This window comes from Scandinavium sp., assembly GCF_032012665.1.
GTDB lineage: Bacteria > Pseudomonadota > Gammaproteobacteria > Enterobacterales > Enterobacteriaceae > Scandinavium.
Window position 1 is genome coordinate 15,409 of sequence record NZ_DALZVG010000009.1, and the last position, 17,068, is coordinate 32,476.

Sequence of the window (17,068 nt, forward strand, 5' to 3'; positions counted from 1 at the left end):
ATGAAACCTGCCAAACTGGCTGTGATCACCCTTTTCGTTCTGATGGCCATCGGCGGCATCAGCGGCGTGATGCTTGCGGGCTACTCGTTTATCGTTCGCGGCGGTGTCGGCTGACCACGTTTGCCAGGCGCTCAAACGCGCGATCCACCAGAATGGCCGCAAGCGCTACCAGCACCGCCCCCTGAATCACATAAGCCGTATTAAAGCCGCTGAGGCCAATGATTATCGGCGTGCCCAGCGTGTTGGCCCCGACCGTAGAGGCAATCGTCGCGGTGCCAATGTTGACGATAACGGAAGTGCGGATCCCGGCAATCATCACCGGTGCCGCCAGCGGCAGCTCCACTTTCAGCAGCCGCTGCCAGCCGTTCATGCCCATTCCCTGCGCCACGGTGACGACGCCGGACGGCACAGATGCCAGCCCCGCCAGCGTTCCCTGTAAAACCGGCAGCACGCCGTAGAGAATTAACGCAATCACCGCCGGTTCCCGGCCAAATCCCATAACCGGTACAGCAATCGCCAGCACCGCGACGGGCGGAAAAGTTTGCCCCATCGCAGCAATGGTCTCCACCAGCGAGCGGAATTCACGTCCGGCCGGACGCGTGACGGCAATCCCTGCCCCGACGCCAATCACCGTTGCAATCAGGCTCGATACCCCTACCAGCCCAAAGTGGGCCAGCGTCAGCGACCAGAAGCTCTGCTGCTGATAAAGCGGGCGAGGCAGCTCCGGAAACAGCATGCTGAACAGCGGCCCGCTGTAGGGCATCAGCATCAGCAGCGCGATAAACAGCACAAAAAGCCAGATTAGCGGATCACGGACGATCTTCACCCGTCACCTCCCCTCGCAGTAGATCGGCAAAATGCAGCGTTCCGCGCGGCGTGCCATCGTCGTTAATAACCGGCAGAGCCTCACTGCGTCGCGCCACAAACAGCGACAGCGCCTCTCGTAACGACATTGACGCTTTAAGCGGTTCCCCGGGGATTTTCTCCTCCGAACGAACATAGTCGCCCACGCCGCGCAGCGAAAGAAGGCGCACGCCCAGCTCGCAGCGACCAAAAAATTCACGGACAAAATCATTTTCCGGCGAGGTCAGCATCGACAGCGGCGTGCCCTGCTGCACCACTTCACCGTTATCCATCAGCACCAGATGGTCGGCCAGGCGCAGAGCTTCGTCGATGTCATGGGTAACCAGCACAATCGTGCGGCCCAGCAGTTGATGAATGCGGCGCATCTCCTGCTGGAGCGCCCCGCGGGTGACCGGGTCGAGTGCGCCAAAGGGTTCATCCATCAGCAACACTTCAGGATCGGCTGCCAGCGCCCTCGCCACGCCCACGCGCTGCTGCTGCCCGCCGGAAAGCTGATGGGGTAAGCGGTCGCGCATTGTGGCTTCCAGCCCCAACAGCGCCATCAGCTCGTCGATGCGATCGTTGATGCGCGCCTTCGTCCATTTTTGCAGCTGCGGCACGGTGGCGATATTCTGCGCCACCGTCCAGTGTGGGAACAGGCCGATGGACTGAATGGCGTATCCCATCCGGCGGCGCAGCGCCAGCACCGGCAGCTGGCGAATATCTTCCCCGGCAAAACGAATGGTGCCGCGATCGTGCTCTTCCAGGCGGTTAATCATCTTCAGGGTAGTGGACTTACCGGAGCCCGAGGTGCCAATCAGCACGGAAAACGCGCCCTCTTTCAGATGCAGATCGAGGTTTTTCACCGCCGCTTTGCCGTCAAAGATTTTGCTCACCTGCTGAAATTCAATCATGGGTTTCTCCCCCGAGTAAGGCTATCCACAGGCTGAACAGCGCATCCACCACAACCGCCAGGGCAATCACCGGGATCACGCCGAGCAGGACTAAATCAAGCGCGCTGCTGAGCAGGCCCTGGAACACCAGAGACCCAAAACCGCCCGCGCCAATCAGCGCTGCGACAACCGCCATACCGACCGTCTGCACCGTCACTACCCGCAGGCTGCGCAGCAGCACCGGCAGGGCCAGCGGCAGCTGCACTTTCCAGAAGCGCTGCGCCGGGCTCATGCCCATGGCGGCGGCACTTTCCATCACCTCGGCGGCGACCTGCTGCATACCCGCCACCACGCCGCGCACCAGCGGCAGCAGCGCATAAAGCACCAGAGCAATCAGCGCAGGCGTGAGTCCCGTCCCACCGATGCCCCACGAAGAGAGCCACGGAAAATGCTTCACCAGCCCCGCCAGCGGCGCGATCAGCAACCCGAAGAGCGCCACCGAGGGGATCGTCTGAATAATGTTAAGGACGGTAAAAACGCGGGTTTGCCGCCGCGGATGACGCCAGCACCACAGCCCAACTGGCACGCCGAGAAGCAGGCCGGGCAGCAGCGTACCGAACAGCAGAATCAGGTGCTGCGTGAGCGCGCTGTCAAAGACGTCCTGACGGTTGAAATACTCTTTCATCAGCGACAGCGAATCCAGCTCGCCGGACCACAGCAGCGCCACCGGCAGGATCCAGATCTGTGCGTTCAGCAGCCAACGCCATGCGGAACCCGGCGTCAGGCGGCGAATGGCATCGCTGCAAATCAGCAGCGTCACGGCAAGCCAGAGCCACAGCCCGCTGCCGGGCGACGTACGCGCCAGCGGGCTGCCGGTTTGTGCAAGAAAGCTCGCCGCTTTCCCACCGCTCCACAGCAGGGCAATAAACAGGAGTTGAGAAACCAGCAGCGTGATCGCCAACGCCGCCCGACCCGGCAGCAGGCTCAGGCCTGCTAAACCAAGCGGTATCAGCAGCAACAGCGCAGGCGGGAACGCCCAAATTTGCCACAGCTGACGGCTTTCTCCGGAAACCAGCCGGTTAGGCGCGTAATTCACAAACGGCAGGGCTGCAGCCACCAGTGCAATCAGCACCAACAGCAGCAGCACACGATTTTGACAGGATATTCGCACGAATTTACTTCACCAGCCCCTGTTGTTTCAGCCAGTCAGCGGCCACTTTCTTCGCCTCAAGCCCCTCTACCGCAATGCTGGCATTGAGCTTTTGCAGCGTTTTTTCATCAAGCTTCTCAAATACCGGCTTCAGCCATTCCGGGAGCTGCGGATAGGCTTTCAGCACCGCCTCACGCACCACCGGCGTTGGGGCATAAATAGGCTGTACGCCTTTCGGGTCCGTCAGCGTCTGCAGACCCAGCGCCGCCACCGGGCCGTCGGTGCCGTAGGCCATCGCCGCATTTACGCCAGAGGTTTGCTGCGCCGCCGCTTTGATGGTCACAGCAGTATCACCGCCGGCCAGAGAGAGCAGCTGAGCCTGATCGAGTTTGAAGTCATAGGCTTTTTCGAAAGCGGGCAGCGCATCCGGGCGCTCAATGAATTCTGCCGAGGCGGCAAGCTTGAAGGTGCCGCCTTTCTTCAGGTAAGCACCCAGATCCGTAAGCGACGTCAGCTTGTTCTTTTCAGCCAGATCCTGACGCACGGCGATGGTCCAGGTGTTATTCGCCGGCGCTGGCGTCAGCCACACCAGCTTGTTCTGCTCGGCATCGAGCTTTTTCACTTTCTCGTAGCCCTGGGTCGCGCTTTTCCACGCCGGATCGTTTTCATCTTTGAAGAAGAACGCGCCGTTGCCGGTGTATTCCGGATAGATATCCAGCTCACCGGAAGTGATCGCCCCGCGCACGACAGGCGTGGTGCCCAGCTGCACTTTGTTCACTGTTTTCACGCCATGGCTGTCCAGTACCTGCAAAATGATATTACCGAGCAGCGCGCCTTCGGTATCAATTTTGGAGCCGACTTTCACCGGCTCGGCTGCCTGAGCGGTAGCAGCAAGCAGCAGCGCCCCCGCAATACTCCACGTTTTGATGATCATTCTTATTCCTCTCGAGACTGTATTTTCAGGGCGTTAGAGTAAAAAGATAGTCCAGGAATCGGGATTACGAAATCTTAAAAGTGGAATTAGAAAGTGACTTTTAAGCGAAGCGGCAAGACTGGAAGGGATTTGCCCGGTGGCGCTACGCCTGCACGGGCCTGCGGGCATTGAAGAAATTGCAGACCGGGCAGCATAACTGCCGCCCGGCATAAACGATTTATTGCAGTTCGAACTCGCCCTGCTTCACGCGGGCAGAATCAACGCCGATAAAGACGTTAAACTTGCCCGGCTCGGCGGCGTACTTCATCTGCTGGTTCCAGAACTTCAGCGCATCGACGTCAATCGGGAAGCTCACTGTGCGGGTTTCACCCGGCTTCAGCGTCACCTTCTCAAAGCCACGCAGCTGTTTCACCGGACGGCTCATTGACGCGGTCACGTCCTGCACGTACATCTGCATCACGGTCGCCCCTTCGCGCTTGCCGGTGTTGGTGACGTCCACGCTGGCGGTGACTTTTCCACCCTGCTTGAGTGTTGGCGACGACATTTTGACGTCAGACACGCTGAAGGTGGTGTAGCTCAGACCATAACCGAACGGATAGAGCGGGCCGTTGGCTTCATCGAAGTAACGGGAGGTGTATTTGTTCGGCTTGTCGGCGTTGTACGGACGACCCGTGTTCAGGTGGCTGTAGTAGGTCGGGATTTGCCCCACGGAGCGCGGGAAGGACATCGGCAGCTTGCCTGACGGGTTGTAGTCGCCAAACAGCACGTCGGCAATGGCGTTACCGCCTTCGGTGCCCGCAAACCAGGTTTCCAGAATGGCGTCTGCCTGCTGATCTTCCTGCACCAGCGTCAGCGGACGACCGTTCATCAGCACCAGCACCAGCGGTTTGCCGGTTGCTTTCAGCGCGGCAATCAAATCCTTCTGGCTCTGCGGAATGCTGATTTCGGTGCGGCTGGACGCCTCATGCGCCATGCCCTGCGCTTCGCCCACCACGGCCACGACAACATCAGACTGCTTCGCCGCTGCCACCGCTTCATCAATCATCGCCTGCGGTGAACGCGGATCGACCTTCACCGCCTCTTCGTACTGGTTGAGGAAAGTGACGATATCTTTATCGTTGGTGACGTTAGCGCCTTTGGCATAAATCACTTTCGCGCTATCGCCGACCGCAGATTTGATGCCTGCCAGCACCGGTACGGACTGTGTCGCTACGCCCGCTGCGGACCAGCTGCCCATGACGTCGCGCTGGCTGTCGGCCAGAGGGCCAACCACGGCAATGGTGCCGGATTTTTTCAGCGGCAGCGTGTCGAGACGGTTTTTCAGCAATACCAGGCTTTCACGTGCAACTTCACGCGCATCCTGACGATGCAGGCGGCTTTCGGCATTGGTGTCCTGCGGGTCAGACTCTTTCGGTCCCAGGTGGCTGTACGGATCGTTGAACAGACCCATATCGTATTTAACGTTCAGCACGTGGCGGGTGGCGTCATCGACTTCTGCCATCGTCACTTTGCCGCTCTTAATCAGATCAGGCAGGTATTTGCTGTAGTACTCATCGCTCATGCTCATGTCGATCCCGGCTTTGATCGCCACGCGAACCGCGTCCGCCGGATCTGAAGCCGTACCGTGTTTGATCAGCTCTTTGATAGCGCCGTGATCGGAAATCGTGATGCCCTTGAAGCCCCACTCTTTACGCAGCACGTCTTTCAGCAGCCACGAGTCGGACGTCGCGGGTGTGCCGTTCAGAGAGTTCAGCGCCACCATCACGCCGCCGCTGCCCGCATCCAGGCCCGCTTTGTAAGGCGGCATGTAGTCGTTGAACAGACGCTGTGGGCTCATGTCAACGGTGTTGTACTCTTTGCCGCCTTCGACCGCACCATAGGCCGCATAGTGTTTGACGCTGGTCATCACCGAATAGCGTTCTGCCGGGCTTTTGCCCTGCATCGCTTCGACCATGGTTTTGCCCATCATCGAAGTCAGATACGTATCTTCACCGAAGCCTTCCGAAGCGCGGCCCCAGCGCGGATCGCGCGAGACGTCGACCATCGGTGCCCAGGTCATGTTCAGGCCATCGTCAGCAGCTTCATAAGCTGAGATGCGACCCACGGTGCGCACCGCATCGAGGTTAAAGGAGGACGCCAGGCCAAGGCTAATTGGGAACACCGTACGCTGGCCGTGAACCACGTCGTAGGCGAAGAAAAGAGGAATTTTCAGGCGGCTGAGCTGCATCACCTGATCCTGCATGGCGCGAATGTCCTGTCGGGTCACGGTGTTGAAAATCGCGCCGACCTGGCCGTCTTTGATCATCTCACGGATGGCTTCTTTCGGGTTATCCGGGCCCACGCTTATCAGGCGCAGCTGGCCGATTTTCTCATCGACGGTCATTTTCTTCAGCAGGGCGGTGACAAACGCATCCCGCGCCTGTGGTGTCAGAGGATGGTTACCGAACATCTCATCGGCCATTGCCGGCTGCAGCGCAAGGCTGACGGCAACACCTACAGAACAAAGCCATTTCATCGTATATACACTCTCTCAACGGGCCGGGTATCGCGGCAAAAGCGCGCCAAAAACAGCAGTTTGCCATAAGCCTGTACGGCCTGCATGTATAAAGCTGAGGTGATACTCTGATTTTTCACCGAATTCCTGCACACCCTCCGCACACAAAGCGCTATCCTTGTGACACGCAAAAGCGCCTCACCACACTTTCCTCATCACAAGGAGTGAGAAGATGTCTTCCACAACAACAAACGATAACACCGCTTTTCTGGCCGAACTGACCCGCCTGGTGGGCCATTCGCGCCTGCTGACCGACCCGGCAAAAACCGCTCGCTATCGCAAAGGCTTCCGCTCCGGGCACGGCGATGCGCTCGCCGTCGTCTTTCCTGGCACACTATTAGAACTCTGGCGCGTGCTGAGCGCCTGCGTGCAGGCCGACAAAATCATTCTCATGCAGGCGGCCAACACCGGCCTGACCGAAGGCTCCACGCCGAGCGGCAACGACTACGACCGCCAGATTGTGATTATCAGCACCCTGCGTCTGGACAAACTGCATCTGCTCGACAACGGCCAGCAGGTGCTGGCGTTTCCGGGCACCACGCTCTATTCGCTGGAAAAAGCGCTCAAGCCTTTCGGGCGCGAACCGCATTCGGTGATCGGCTCGTCGTGCATTGGTGCGTCGGTGATAGGTGGGATCTGCAACAACTCAGGCGGATCGCTGGTGCAGCGCGGCCCGGCCTATACGGAGATGTCTCTGTTTGCCCGCATCAACGAGGAAGGCAAACTTCAGTTGGTGAACCATCTGGGTATCAGCCTCGGTGAAACGCCGGAGCAGATCCTCAGCAAGCTGGATGACGATCGTGTGAAAGATAGCGACGTGAAGCACGATGGACGCCACGCTCACGATCACGATTATGTGACCCGCGTTCGCGACGTCGATGCCGACACCCCGGCGCGCTATAACGCGGATCCGGAACGTCTGTTTGAATCTTCCGGCTGCGCCGGGAAGCTCGCTGTGTTTGCCGTCCGCCTGGATACTTTCGAAGCCGAAAAGCGCCAGCAGGTGTTTTACATTGGCACCAATCAGCCTGCCGTGCTGACGGAAATTCGCCGCCATATGCTGGCAAACTTTGCCAATCTGCCAGTAGCCGGGGAATACATGCATCGTGATATCTACGACATCGCGGAACAGTACGGCAAAGATACCTTCCTGATGATTGATAAGCTCGGCACCGATAAAATGCCGTTCTTCTTCACCATGAAAGGCCGCACCGACGCAATGCTGGAAAAAGTGCCGCTGTTCAAACCGCACTTCACCGACCGCTTTATGCAGAAGCTCGGCCACGCCTTCCCGGCGCACCTGCCGGAGCGAATGAAAAGCTACCGTAACCAGTACGAGCACCATTTAATGCTGAAGATGGCCGGTGAAGGCATCGACGAAGCACAGAGCTGGCTCACCGGGTTCTTTAAAAACGCCGAAGGGGCGTTCTTCGCCTGTACGCCGGAGGAAGGCAGCAAGGCGTTTCTGCATCGTTTCGCAGCGGCTGGCGCGGCAATTCGCTACCAGGCGGTACACTCAGACGAAGTGGAAGACATTCTGGCGCTGGACATTGCCCTGCGCCGCAACGATACCGAGTGGTTTGAACAACTGCCGCCGGAAATTGCCAGCCAGCTTACCCATAAGCTCTATTACGGGCACTTTATGTGCCACGTGTTCCACCAGGATTACATCGTGAAGAAAGGCGTGGACGCCCATGCGCTGAAGGAGCAAATGCTTGCCCTGCTCCGCGAGCGCGGCGCACAATATCCTGCCGAACACAACGTCGGCCATCTTTATGAAGCCGCCGAGAGTTTAAAACAGTTTTATCGTGAGAATGACCCTACAAACAGCATGAATCCCGGTATTGGTAAAACCAGTAAGCAGAAATTCTGGGGTGAAGCTGTCGCGCCGGAAGATGCCAATAGCGTAACTGATGCAAAAGCCCACCTGAATTAAGGGGTGGTAGTGTATTGATGCTTGACTCCGATTACAGTAGCCACAAAACGGTCAGAGAAACATTTCTCTGGCCCGGTAAACTGGGGAGTTAACATCATGTCAGCGGTTGATGTGTTATATGGCACAGAGGTGGAAATTCGCGAAGCAAACCGGGACGATGCGCATGCGATTGCCGCCCTGTACGCCTGGCATGTGTTAAACGGACGGGCCTCTTTCGAAGAGGTACCGCCATCCGTCGACGAAATGCGTGAACGCATGCTGCTCGTCGACGAGCAGGGTTTACCGTGGCTGGTGGCGCTGTATCGCGGCATCATCGTTGGCTATTCCTACGCCACGCTGTACCGCCCTCGCCCGGCCTATCGCTATACTATTGAAGAATCCATCTACGTCGACGCCAGTATGACCGGACGCGGCGTGGGCAGCTCACTGCTGGCACGCTTAATTGAGCTTTGTGAACAAGGGCCATGGCGGCAGATGATCGCGGTCATTGGCGACGGAAATAACAATTCAGGCTCGCTGCGGTTGCACACAAAGCACGGCTTTGAAGTGGCCGGACAGCTACGCAGCGTCGGCTATAAGCTGGGTGACTGGCGGGATACGTTGATTGTGCAGCGCCCCCTCAACGACGGTGACTGGACGCTGCCGGAGTAACCTACCTTGCCCGGCGGCGCAAAGCTTGCACGGGCCTACAAAGGATGCTGATTCATGTAGGCCCGTGCAAGCTTTGCGCCGCCGGGCAACAACAACCGTCAATCAATCGGCCTGCGCTATCTGCTGTGACGCATTCTGGATAGCGTTCTCCATCTGCGCCTCTTTCTGCTTCTTATACGCCAGCGCCGCAGGCGGTACCGCCATCACTTTGCCGGTTTCAATCCAGGTGCGCAGACGGCTGGCATCCGCGAAGTGCGTGTATTTCCCAAAGGCATCCATCACCACCATCGCCACCGGGCGGTTGTTCATTACCGTGCGCATCACCAGGCAGTGGCCCGCGGCGTTGGTAAAGCCGGTTTTCGTCAGCTGGATATTCCAGTTTTCGCGGTACACGAGATGGTTAGTGTTACGGAACGGCAGGGTGTAGTTCGGGTTGCTGAAGGTCGCCATATCTTCTTTGGTGGTGCTCAGTTGGCCAATCAGCGGGTACTGTTTGGTGGCGATCAGCAGTTTGGTGAGATCGCGGGCGGTCGAGACGTTATGAATCGACAGGCCCGTCGGCTCAACGTAACGCGTGTGCGTCATGCCGAGCGATTTCGCCTTGGCGTTCATGGCGCGGATAAACGCGTCATAGCCGCCAGGATAATGATGCGCCAGGCTCGCCGCCGCACGGTTTTCCGAGGACATCAGCGCCAGCAGCAGCATGTTTTTACGGCTGATATGGCTGTTCAGGCGTACACGGGAGTAGATCCCTTTCATCTCCGGCGTCTGACTGATGTCGACGCTCAGCATTTCATCGAGCGGCAGACGGGCATCCAGTACCACCATCGCGGTCATTAACTTAGTGATTGACGCGATCGGGCGCACCAGGTCCGGTTCGCTGGCGTAGATCACTTTGTTGCTATTCAGATCGACGATCATCGCACTGCCGGAGGCAATTTCCGGCTGCGACGCCACGGCGGCGGTAGCCGTTTTTGCACTCGCTGCTGGCGCAAAAGGTACGGACAACATCAGCGCGAGGCTGAGGAGAGAAACTCGAAATTTTGGCATCGTGAGGAGTCTGGTAATTATTTATGCAAGTTATGATGTCATGGGCGTTGGTTTGCACATCGACAAACGCGATTTCCGGCATCATACCGCGTCAGAGCTTTCCCGTGCCACACTATAATCGTGAATAAATGCTGCATAGCTGGCGCTGAAATCATCAGCGCCAGCTATGGTTTAACTCAGAATAAACGATAGCCATAACCCCATAACACTACGGTCAGCGCAAGCAGAACCTCCAGCACCAACACTCCAATGGCGAGCGTCGAACTGGCAAAGCTCATCCCCTCTTCCCGATTAATGCCAAGGAAGGTCGGAATGCCGATGTAGAGCAGATATCCGGTGTAGCAGAGCGCCACGGCGCCCACCAGTACGCAAAGCCAGACCAGCGGATAGAGCGCCACGATGCCGCTCAGGAAGATTGGCGTCGCGACATAGCCCGCAAACACCATGCAGCGCTTCAGCGACGGCCTTTGCGGATAGTTTCGCGCCATCCACCAGATGACGCGCCCCATTACCGCCACCCCGGCAAGCATCAGCGCATAAAACAGCACCGCCAGCACAAAACCGGTAAACAGAGATAATTTGACGGTGGTGCCGTCACCAAAATTCCAGCCAAGCTGGGTGGTGCCGATAAAGGCGCAGACGACCGGTACGGCAGCCATCGCCAGAACATGGTGGGTATAATGGTGCGAAACGGACTCGTTTTCGCTCTGAATGACATGCATTTCACGATCGGGATGGGAGAACAGTCCCCAGACATGATTCATAAAGCCCCCTCTTAACGGCTTCGTACAGCACCGTTTAAGTATAATGCAGACTGGCGATTATATTTTGACCTGCACAAAAATAGCCTGCGCTGGCCGTTGCCTGGTGATTGTGGTTCAGAGGTGTATGCTTAAGGGACTGTATTTTCAGGGAGCGGTAAAGCCAGCATGGATATTAATAGTCTGATTAGCCATTACGGCTACGCCGCGCTGGTTGTCGGCGCGGTGGCAGAAGGCGAAACGGTGACGCTGCTTGGCGGCGTGGCGGCTCATCAGGGACTACTGCGTTTCTGGCTGGTGGTGGCCTCGGTGGCGCTCGGCGGCATGATTGGCGACCAGGTGCTTTATCTGCTCGGACGCCACTTTGGTGGTCGCCTGATTAAACGCTTTTCGCGTCACCAGAAAAAAATCGGGAAGGCACAGCGGCTTATTCAGAATCGCCCTTACCTGTTTGTGATCGGCACGCGCTTTATGTATGGCTTTCGGGTGATTGGCCCGGTGCTGATTGGCGCAAGCCGCCTGCCGCCGAAAATTTTTCTGCCGCTTAACATTCTTGGCGCGCTGGTGTGGGCGCTGCTGTTCACCACGCTCGGCTATCTCGGCGGCGAAGTGATTGGTCCCTGGCTACATCAGCTCGATCAGCACCTCAAGCACTGGGCGTGGTTGATTATTGTGGTGGCGGCGGTGATTGCCGTGCGGGTCTGGTTCTGGCGAAAAGACAGGAAGGCGCAGTAGCGGCGCCGTTTCTTATCGCTGCTTTTCGTTTAAAAATTGCGGGTTCACGAGCATGAAGCCGCCATCCACAATCAGCGATTGCCCGGTGACGTAAGAGGCGTCATCGGAGCAAAGCCACGCCACCATCCCGGCTATCTCTTCGGTTTTGCCCGGCCTTGCGATTGGGATATTGGGCATTGAACCCGGTTTCACCTCGTCATCCTGCAAATTGTTCATCGCCGTGGCAATGGCGCCGGGCGCAACCGCATTCACCAGAATGTTGTGCTGCACCAGCTCCAGCGCCAGCGATTTTGTCAGCCCGCCCAGCGCATGCTTCGCAGCAGTATAAGCGCTGGCCCGCGGCAACGGCGTGTGTTCATGAACCGAGGTGATGTTGATGATGCGCCCGCCCTCACCCTGCGCAATCATGTGCCGCGCCGCAATTTGCGAACAGAGCAGCGCGCCTTCCACGTCCACACAAAACGTTTGCCGCCAGTCGTCGAGCGTTACATCGAGCACTGACGCTTTGGTCATGCGCCCGGCGTTGTTGACCAGCACGTCAATGCGCCCCAGCCGCTGAATCAGCACCTCCAGGGCCTCGACACCCTCTGGCAAATGGCTCAAATCGAGCTGAATAGCCTGCGCCTGGCAGCCCAAAGAGGTGAGTTCCTGTACGGTCTGGCGCGCCCCCTCTTCATCCGAGTGCCACGTTACTCCCAGCGAAAAGCCTTTGCGCGCAAGCTGAATCGCGCACTGTTTGCCAATACCGGAATCCGATGCAGTCACCACTGCGACTTTTGCGGACATAAAAAACCTCCTGGCGTTAACTCAGGAGGTAAGTATAGGTAAGGCTACGCGAAGGAGATTATATTCCGCTGTAGTGGTAGCCGCCGCCGAGCGCCGAGGTGAGCTGAATGCTGGCGTCCACCCACTGGCCCTGAAGGCGCAGCGCGTTCATGCGTTCCTGCAACGAGGGCAGTTTCGCCAGGCTCATCTGCGATCCGGAAAGCATACCCGCAGCCAGACGCGCCTGCGCCTGTTGCACCACGCGATCGGAGTCTTTGATAACCTGCTGCTGTTGCTGGTTTTTCTCCATCAGCGTTTCCACCTGGCTGGCAGTTTTCGCCACCTGATTGACCGCATCGACCACCGCTTTATTGTAATTCGCCACGGACAGATCGCGCTGCGCATCGGCGATGTCCAGGTTGGCATTCAGACGACCGCTGTCGAAGATGGGCAGCGTCAGTCCGGCGGTGATCCCCATCTGGTTGGCGGAATGGCGGAACAGATCGCTCAGGTGCAGAGCATCCTGCTGCAGGAAGGCCATCAGGTTGATATCCGGATAAAACGCGGCTTTGGCGGCATCGACTTCGCTCATCGAAGCCTGGATGTACCAGTTCGCTTCCTGTAGATCAGGGCGACGGGCCAGCAGCTCATAGCCGAGGGAGGCTGGCATCCGGGTTTTCACCGCGGGCAACGCTACCGGATGCAGCGACAGTTTGCTGCTCTGGCTATTGGTCAGCGCCATCAGCCGGGCCTCGATCTCTTTCATGTTGCCCGCCACTTCGGTCAACTGCTGATCGGTTTTTGAGACGTTGATATCGTTTTCCGCCCCTTCCACGGAGGAAGTGATCCCACGGGTATAGAGCGCTTTATCGACGGAGATAATGTTGTTCTGCTCGGTTTTTACCTGCTCAAGCACTTGCTTAACGGCGGCTTCGGTCTGCCACTGCCAGTAGAGACGCGCCACGCTGCTCGCCAGCACCTGTTGCGTTTGCGCCAGCTCCGCTGCCCGCGCCTTCACGGTGCCGATGCGGGCCTGGACCAGCGCCCGGTTTTTACCCCAGAGATCGAGATCCCAACCTGCGGTCAGACCGATGGTGCCGTTGGTGTACCACGGGCCAGTGTTGCCGCCTTCGTCGGATGCGAATGGCCCCATCAGGCCCTCGGCGGACATTTTCTGACGCTCAACGTTGGTGCCAAAATCGACCTCAGGGCCAAGCTCTGACTGCGCCATTTTCGCCTGCGCTTCCGCCAGCTTAACGCGCTGCTGCGCCACCTGCATATCAGGCGCGTTGCTGAGCGCGCTGGTCATCAACTGATTCAGCTGCGTGTCGTGATAATCGAGCCACCACTGACTCTGAGGCCAGCCGTTTTGCAGGGCAACCGGAAGGGCATTATCGATCTGTGAAGCCGGTAATTGCTGTTTTAAAGGCGCGGCCGTGTCGTGCGACGGCGCGCAGCCGGACAATACGGCAGCAAGCGGCAGGCTGAGCATTGCCGCAACAATAGCAGTACGTTTCATGTTGTGTGTCTGTTTTCGTAGAGGACGCGCATTCTATGATGAAAATGTAGGGTACGTTTAGGAAAGCGTGGCACGCGATAAAACGCAAGCCCTGGACATCTCCCGTCATGCTTCTCCACAGTGTTTGCACAATTAATGAAGGCTCGATGACATCCATTACTGCCATATTTCTCGCTCGCTAACCGGTATACTCGCTGCGCCAGTGACGGCGTATTAAGGAGAAGGTATGACGCAAAACATCTATGATAATCCGCAATTTTTTGCCGGTTACGCAACACTCGATCGCTCGGTCAAAGGGCTGGATGGCGCGCCTGAATGGCCTGCACTGCGCCAGATGCTGCCAGCGCCTCAGGGCAAACAGATCGTGGATTTAGGCTGCGGCTACGGTTGGTTTTGCCGCTGGGCGCAGCAGCAAGGTGCGGCCCACGTGCTCGGTCTTGATGTCTCAGAAAAGATGCTGGCAAGAGCGCGTGAGATGACGCCGGAGACGGGTATTACGTATCAACAGGCCGATCTGGAAACGCTCACGCTCAAATCTGAAAGTCTTGATCTGGCCTACAGCTCGCTGGCGCTGCACTACCTGCAAAACATCGACGGCCTGTTTTCCGTGCTGTTTCAGGCGCTGAAGCCAGGCGGCAAGCTGGTGTTCTCCGCAGAGCACCCGATTTTCACCGCCGCGATGAAGCAAGGCTGGTTCCTCGAGCAGGACGGGCAGAAAATCTGGCCGGTGGCGAATTACCAGCAGGAGGGCGAGCGACTCAGCAACTGGTTTGCCGACGGCGTGAAAAAGCAGCATCGCAAGCTCGCGACGTGGATTAATGCGCTAATTGCCGCCGGGTTTGTGATTGAGCAGCTTGATGAGTGGGGGCCGGATGCAGCGCAGATCGCTGCCAACCCGGCGCTCGGTGAAGAAAAAGAGCGTCCAATGCTCTTTCTCTTAAGCGCGTATAAACCAGGCTAACGCTCTTTCAGGGTTGACGTTGTGCATAGTGCTCAATGGCATCGGCAATGGACGTAGAATCCTGCAAGGTGCGAATGGTAGTGAACAACGTGGTGGCCTCATCGTACTCTTTACGCAGGTAGCCGAGCCACTGCTTAATGCGGGCCACATGATACAGGCCAGTGTCGCCCTGCTTTTCAAGACGGCTGTATTTGCGCAGCAGTTCGGTGACGTCGTTCCACGGCATGCGGGGCTCGTTGTATTTCACCACCCGGCTGAGGTTGGGAATATTCAGCGCGCCGCGGCCGATCATCACTGAATCGCAGCCCGTCGCGGCCATACAGTCCTGGGCGCTTTGCCAGTCCCAGATTTCGCCGTTGGCAATCACCGGGATCGACAGCCGACGGCGGATCTCGCCGATAGCCTGCCAGTCGATTCTGTCGGCCTTGTAGCCATCCTCTTTCGTGCGCCCATGTACGACCAGCTCGGTAGCGCCAGCCTGCTGCACGGCATCGGCGATTTCAAACTGACGGTCGCTGCTGTCCCAGCCAAGGCGCACTTTCACCGTCACCGGCAAATGCGCGGGCACGGCCTCACGCATGGCCTTCGCGCCGCGATAGATTAAATCCGGATCTTTAAGCAGCGTTGCGCCGCCGCCGCTGCCGTTCACCACCTTCGACGGACAGCCGCAGTTCAGATCGACGCCCCAGGAGCCCAGCTCCACCGCGCGGGCGGCGTTTTCAGCAAGCCACTGCGGATGCTGACCCAGCAGCTGAACGCGCACCAGCGTGCCGGACGCTGTCCGACTCTCATTCAGCAACTCAGGGCACAGGCGATGGAAGGATTTTACCGGCAGCAGCTGATCCACCACCCGCAGAAACTCGGTGATGCAAAGATCGTAATCATTCACCCCGGTGAGCAGGCCACGAACCAGTGAATCGAGCACGCCTTCCATCGGCGCCAGCAGAACACGCATATCAGTATCCGGAGAAAAAAGAGGCGCTATGGTAGCGTTGTTATCGCCCGGTTTGAAGCCCCTCATGTACTACACTGAAAGCCATAGATTTCTCACGCTTTTTGGTCGTTTGTCTGACGTGCCATTGCGGAATATTTTGTATGCTCAGAATTCATGATGTGATCGGTAGCACATTACAGGGTTTAATTGTATGATGAATGCGTTTCATCAAGGGCGAGAACCATGAGCAAAACACTGAACATTATCTGGCAATATCTGCGGGCCTTCGTGCTGATTTACGCCTGTCTCTACGCCGGTATTTTTATCGCATCACTGTTACCCATCACTATTCCCGGCAGCATCATCGGCATGCTGATTCTGTTTGTCCTGTTGGCGCTGCAAATCCTGCCGGCGAAGTGGGTGAATCCCGGCTGCTACGTATTGATTCGCTACATGGCGCTGCTGTTCGTGCCGATTGGCGTCGGGGTGATGCAGTACTTTGATGTGCTGCGGGCGCAGTTTGGCCCGGTGGTGGTGTCCTGTGCGGTCAGCACGCTGGTAGTGCTGCTGGTGGTCAGCTGGAGTTCACACATCGTCCACGGTGAACGCAAGGTGGTCGGTCAGAAAGAAGGTGAGCAAAAATGATGCACTACATCTGGTGGTCCCTGCCGTTAACGCTTGTCGTATTCTTCGCCGCGCGTCGTCTTGCAGCCCGCTTCAAGATGCCGCTGCTGAACCCGCTGCTGGTGGCGATGGTGGTGATCATTCCGTTTTTGCTGCTCACCGGCATTCCCTACGATCATTACTTCAAGGGCAGCAAAATTCTCAACGATCTGCTGCAGCCTGCGGTGGTGGCGCTGGCCTATCCACTCTATGAGCAGCTGCACCAGATCCGCGCCCGCTGGAAATCGATTATCACCATCTGCTTTGTCGGCAGCGTAGTGGCAATGACCACAGGCACCACGGTCGCCCTGCTTATGGGAGCAACGCCTGAAATTGCTGCTTCCGTTATGCCGAAATCAGTCACGACGCCGATTGCGATGGCCGTCAGCGGCAGCATCGGCGGTATCCCTGCTATCAGCGCCGTATGCGTGATTTTCGTCGGTATTCTTGGCGCGGTGCTTGGTCACACGCTGCTGAACCTGATGCGAATTGACACAAAATCGGCGCGTGGTCTGGCAATGGGGACTGCCTCACACGCTTTAGGTACCTCGCGCTGTGCGGAGCTCGACTATCAGGAAGGCGCGTTCAGTTCACTGGCGCTGGTGATCTGCGGGATCATTACCTCGCTGCTCGCCCCGTTCCTGTTCCCGGTGATTCTGGCGCTGTTTGGGTAATGCGACGCATCACACGAATTTCATTCTATTTTCATTAGTTGCATA

Annotated in this window: 17 protein-coding genes; 7 read left to right on the forward strand and 10 right to left on the reverse strand. The window is 57.8% G+C overall.

Translation table 11 applies throughout. The features are described 5' to 3' along the window. Positions 1-114 (forward strand): protein YohO, encoded by a 114-nt coding sequence (locus RTU33_RS09835; protein WP_097161866.1) that lies wholly within the window; start codon positions 1-3, stop codon positions 112-114. Here RTU33_RS09835 and RTU33_RS09840 read toward each other — a convergent pair. From RTU33_RS09840 to bglX, 5 genes are all read right to left on the reverse strand, one after another. Then, positions 89-826: an ABC transporter permease gene (locus RTU33_RS09840; protein WP_312626983.1), complete on the reverse strand. Its 738-nt coding sequence runs from the start codon at positions 824-826 to the stop codon at positions 89-91. The two genes, RTU33_RS09835 and RTU33_RS09840, sit on opposite strands and share 26 nt — an antisense overlap. Further along, positions 810-1,757: an ABC transporter ATP-binding protein gene (locus tag RTU33_RS09845; protein ID WP_312626985.1), complete on the reverse strand. Its 948-nt coding sequence runs from the start codon at positions 1,755-1,757 to the stop codon at positions 810-812. Before RTU33_RS09845 ends, RTU33_RS09840 begins: the two co-directional genes overlap by 17 nt. Then, on the reverse strand, positions 1,750-2,907 hold the full coding sequence (locus tag RTU33_RS09850; protein WP_312626987.1) for an ABC transporter permease: 1,158 nt from the start codon (positions 2,905-2,907) through the stop codon (positions 1,750-1,752). The genes RTU33_RS09845 and RTU33_RS09850 overlap by 8 nt, the downstream gene beginning before the upstream one ends. 4 nt (positions 2,908-2,911) lie before the next feature. Further along, positions 2,912-3,820 carry an ABC transporter substrate-binding protein gene (locus tag RTU33_RS09855; RefSeq protein WP_312626988.1) on the reverse strand — a complete coding sequence of 303 codons (909 nt, stop codon included), beginning with the start codon at positions 3,818-3,820 and terminating at the stop codon, positions 2,912-2,914. Positions 3,821-4,037: 217 nt separating this feature from the next. Next, positions 4,038-6,335, reverse strand: coding sequence for a beta-glucosidase BglX (bglX, locus tag RTU33_RS09860; protein ID WP_312626990.1), 2,298 nt, complete (start codon positions 6,333-6,335; stop codon positions 4,038-4,040). 211 nt (positions 6,336-6,546) lie between these two features. On the opposite strand from bglX, the gene dld reads away from it, so the two are divergent. Further along, the gene (gene dld / locus RTU33_RS09865; RefSeq protein ID WP_312626992.1) at positions 6,547-8,310 is read left to right on the forward strand and encodes a D-lactate dehydrogenase; all 1,764 of its coding nucleotides are present in this window, start codon (positions 6,547-6,549) and stop codon (positions 8,308-8,310) included. A 96-nt stretch (positions 8,311-8,406) separates the two neighbouring features. Next, on the forward strand, positions 8,407-8,961 hold the full coding sequence (locus RTU33_RS09870; RefSeq protein ID WP_312626994.1) for an N-acetyltransferase family protein: 555 nt from the start codon (positions 8,407-8,409) through the stop codon (positions 8,959-8,961). 102 nt (positions 8,962-9,063) lie between these two features. On the opposite strand, the gene pbpG is transcribed toward RTU33_RS09870, so the two are convergent. Together pbpG and RTU33_RS09880 are read right to left on the reverse strand one after the other, a co-directional pair. Next, complete coding sequence (gene pbpG, locus RTU33_RS09875) at positions 9,064-10,011, reverse strand: D-alanyl-D-alanine endopeptidase (protein ID WP_312626996.1); 948 nt, start codon at positions 10,009-10,011, stop codon at positions 9,064-9,066. A gap of 176 nt (positions 10,012-10,187) precedes the next feature. Further along, the gene (locus tag RTU33_RS09880; protein ID WP_312626998.1) at positions 10,188-10,775 is read right to left on the reverse strand and encodes a Yip1 family protein; all 588 of its coding nucleotides are present in this window, start codon (positions 10,773-10,775) and stop codon (positions 10,188-10,190) included. A gap of 165 nt (positions 10,776-10,940) precedes the next feature. Here RTU33_RS09880 and RTU33_RS09885 point away from each other — a divergent pair, with 165 nt between their 5' ends. Continuing rightward, a complete protein-coding gene (locus tag RTU33_RS09885; protein ID WP_312627000.1) occupies positions 10,941-11,507 on the forward strand; it encodes a DedA family protein in 567 nt (188 codons plus the stop codon). Positions 11,508-11,519: 12 nt separating this feature from the next. Here RTU33_RS09885 and RTU33_RS09890 read toward each other — a convergent pair whose 3' ends face one another. Together RTU33_RS09890 and mdtQ are read right to left on the reverse strand one after the other, a co-directional pair. Next, on the reverse strand, positions 11,520-12,293 hold the full coding sequence (locus RTU33_RS09890) for an SDR family oxidoreductase (RefSeq protein ID WP_312627001.1): 774 nt from the start codon (positions 12,291-12,293) through the stop codon (positions 11,520-11,522). 58 nt (positions 12,294-12,351) lie between these two features. After that, entirely contained in the window at positions 12,352-13,791 is a 1,440-nt protein-coding gene (gene mdtQ, locus RTU33_RS09895) for a multidrug resistance outer membrane protein MdtQ (RefSeq protein ID WP_312627002.1), read from the reverse strand. A 226-nt stretch (positions 13,792-14,017) separates the two neighbouring features. Here mdtQ and RTU33_RS09900 point away from each other — a divergent pair, with 226 nt between their 5' ends. Continuing rightward, on the forward strand, positions 14,018-14,752 hold the full coding sequence (locus tag RTU33_RS09900; protein WP_312627003.1) for a class I SAM-dependent methyltransferase: 735 nt from the start codon (positions 14,018-14,020) through the stop codon (positions 14,750-14,752). A gap of 7 nt (positions 14,753-14,759) precedes the next feature. On the opposite strand, the gene dusC is transcribed toward RTU33_RS09900, so the two are convergent. After that, positions 14,760-15,707, reverse strand: coding sequence for a tRNA dihydrouridine(16) synthase DusC (gene dusC / locus RTU33_RS09905; protein WP_312627004.1), 948 nt, complete (start codon positions 15,705-15,707; stop codon positions 14,760-14,762). 222 nt (positions 15,708-15,929) lie between these two features. On the opposite strand from dusC, the gene RTU33_RS09910 reads away from it, so the two are divergent. Both RTU33_RS09910 and RTU33_RS09915 read left to right on the forward strand, forming a co-directional pair. Then, positions 15,930-16,331 (forward strand): CidA/LrgA family protein, encoded by a 402-nt coding sequence (locus tag RTU33_RS09910; protein WP_312627005.1) that lies wholly within the window; start codon positions 15,930-15,932, stop codon positions 16,329-16,331. Then, positions 16,328-17,023, forward strand: coding sequence for a CidB/LrgB family autolysis modulator (locus RTU33_RS09915; RefSeq protein ID WP_312627007.1), 696 nt, complete (start codon positions 16,328-16,330; stop codon positions 17,021-17,023). The genes RTU33_RS09910 and RTU33_RS09915 overlap by 4 nt, the downstream gene beginning before the upstream one ends. Positions 17,024-17,068 lie beyond the last annotated feature (45 nt).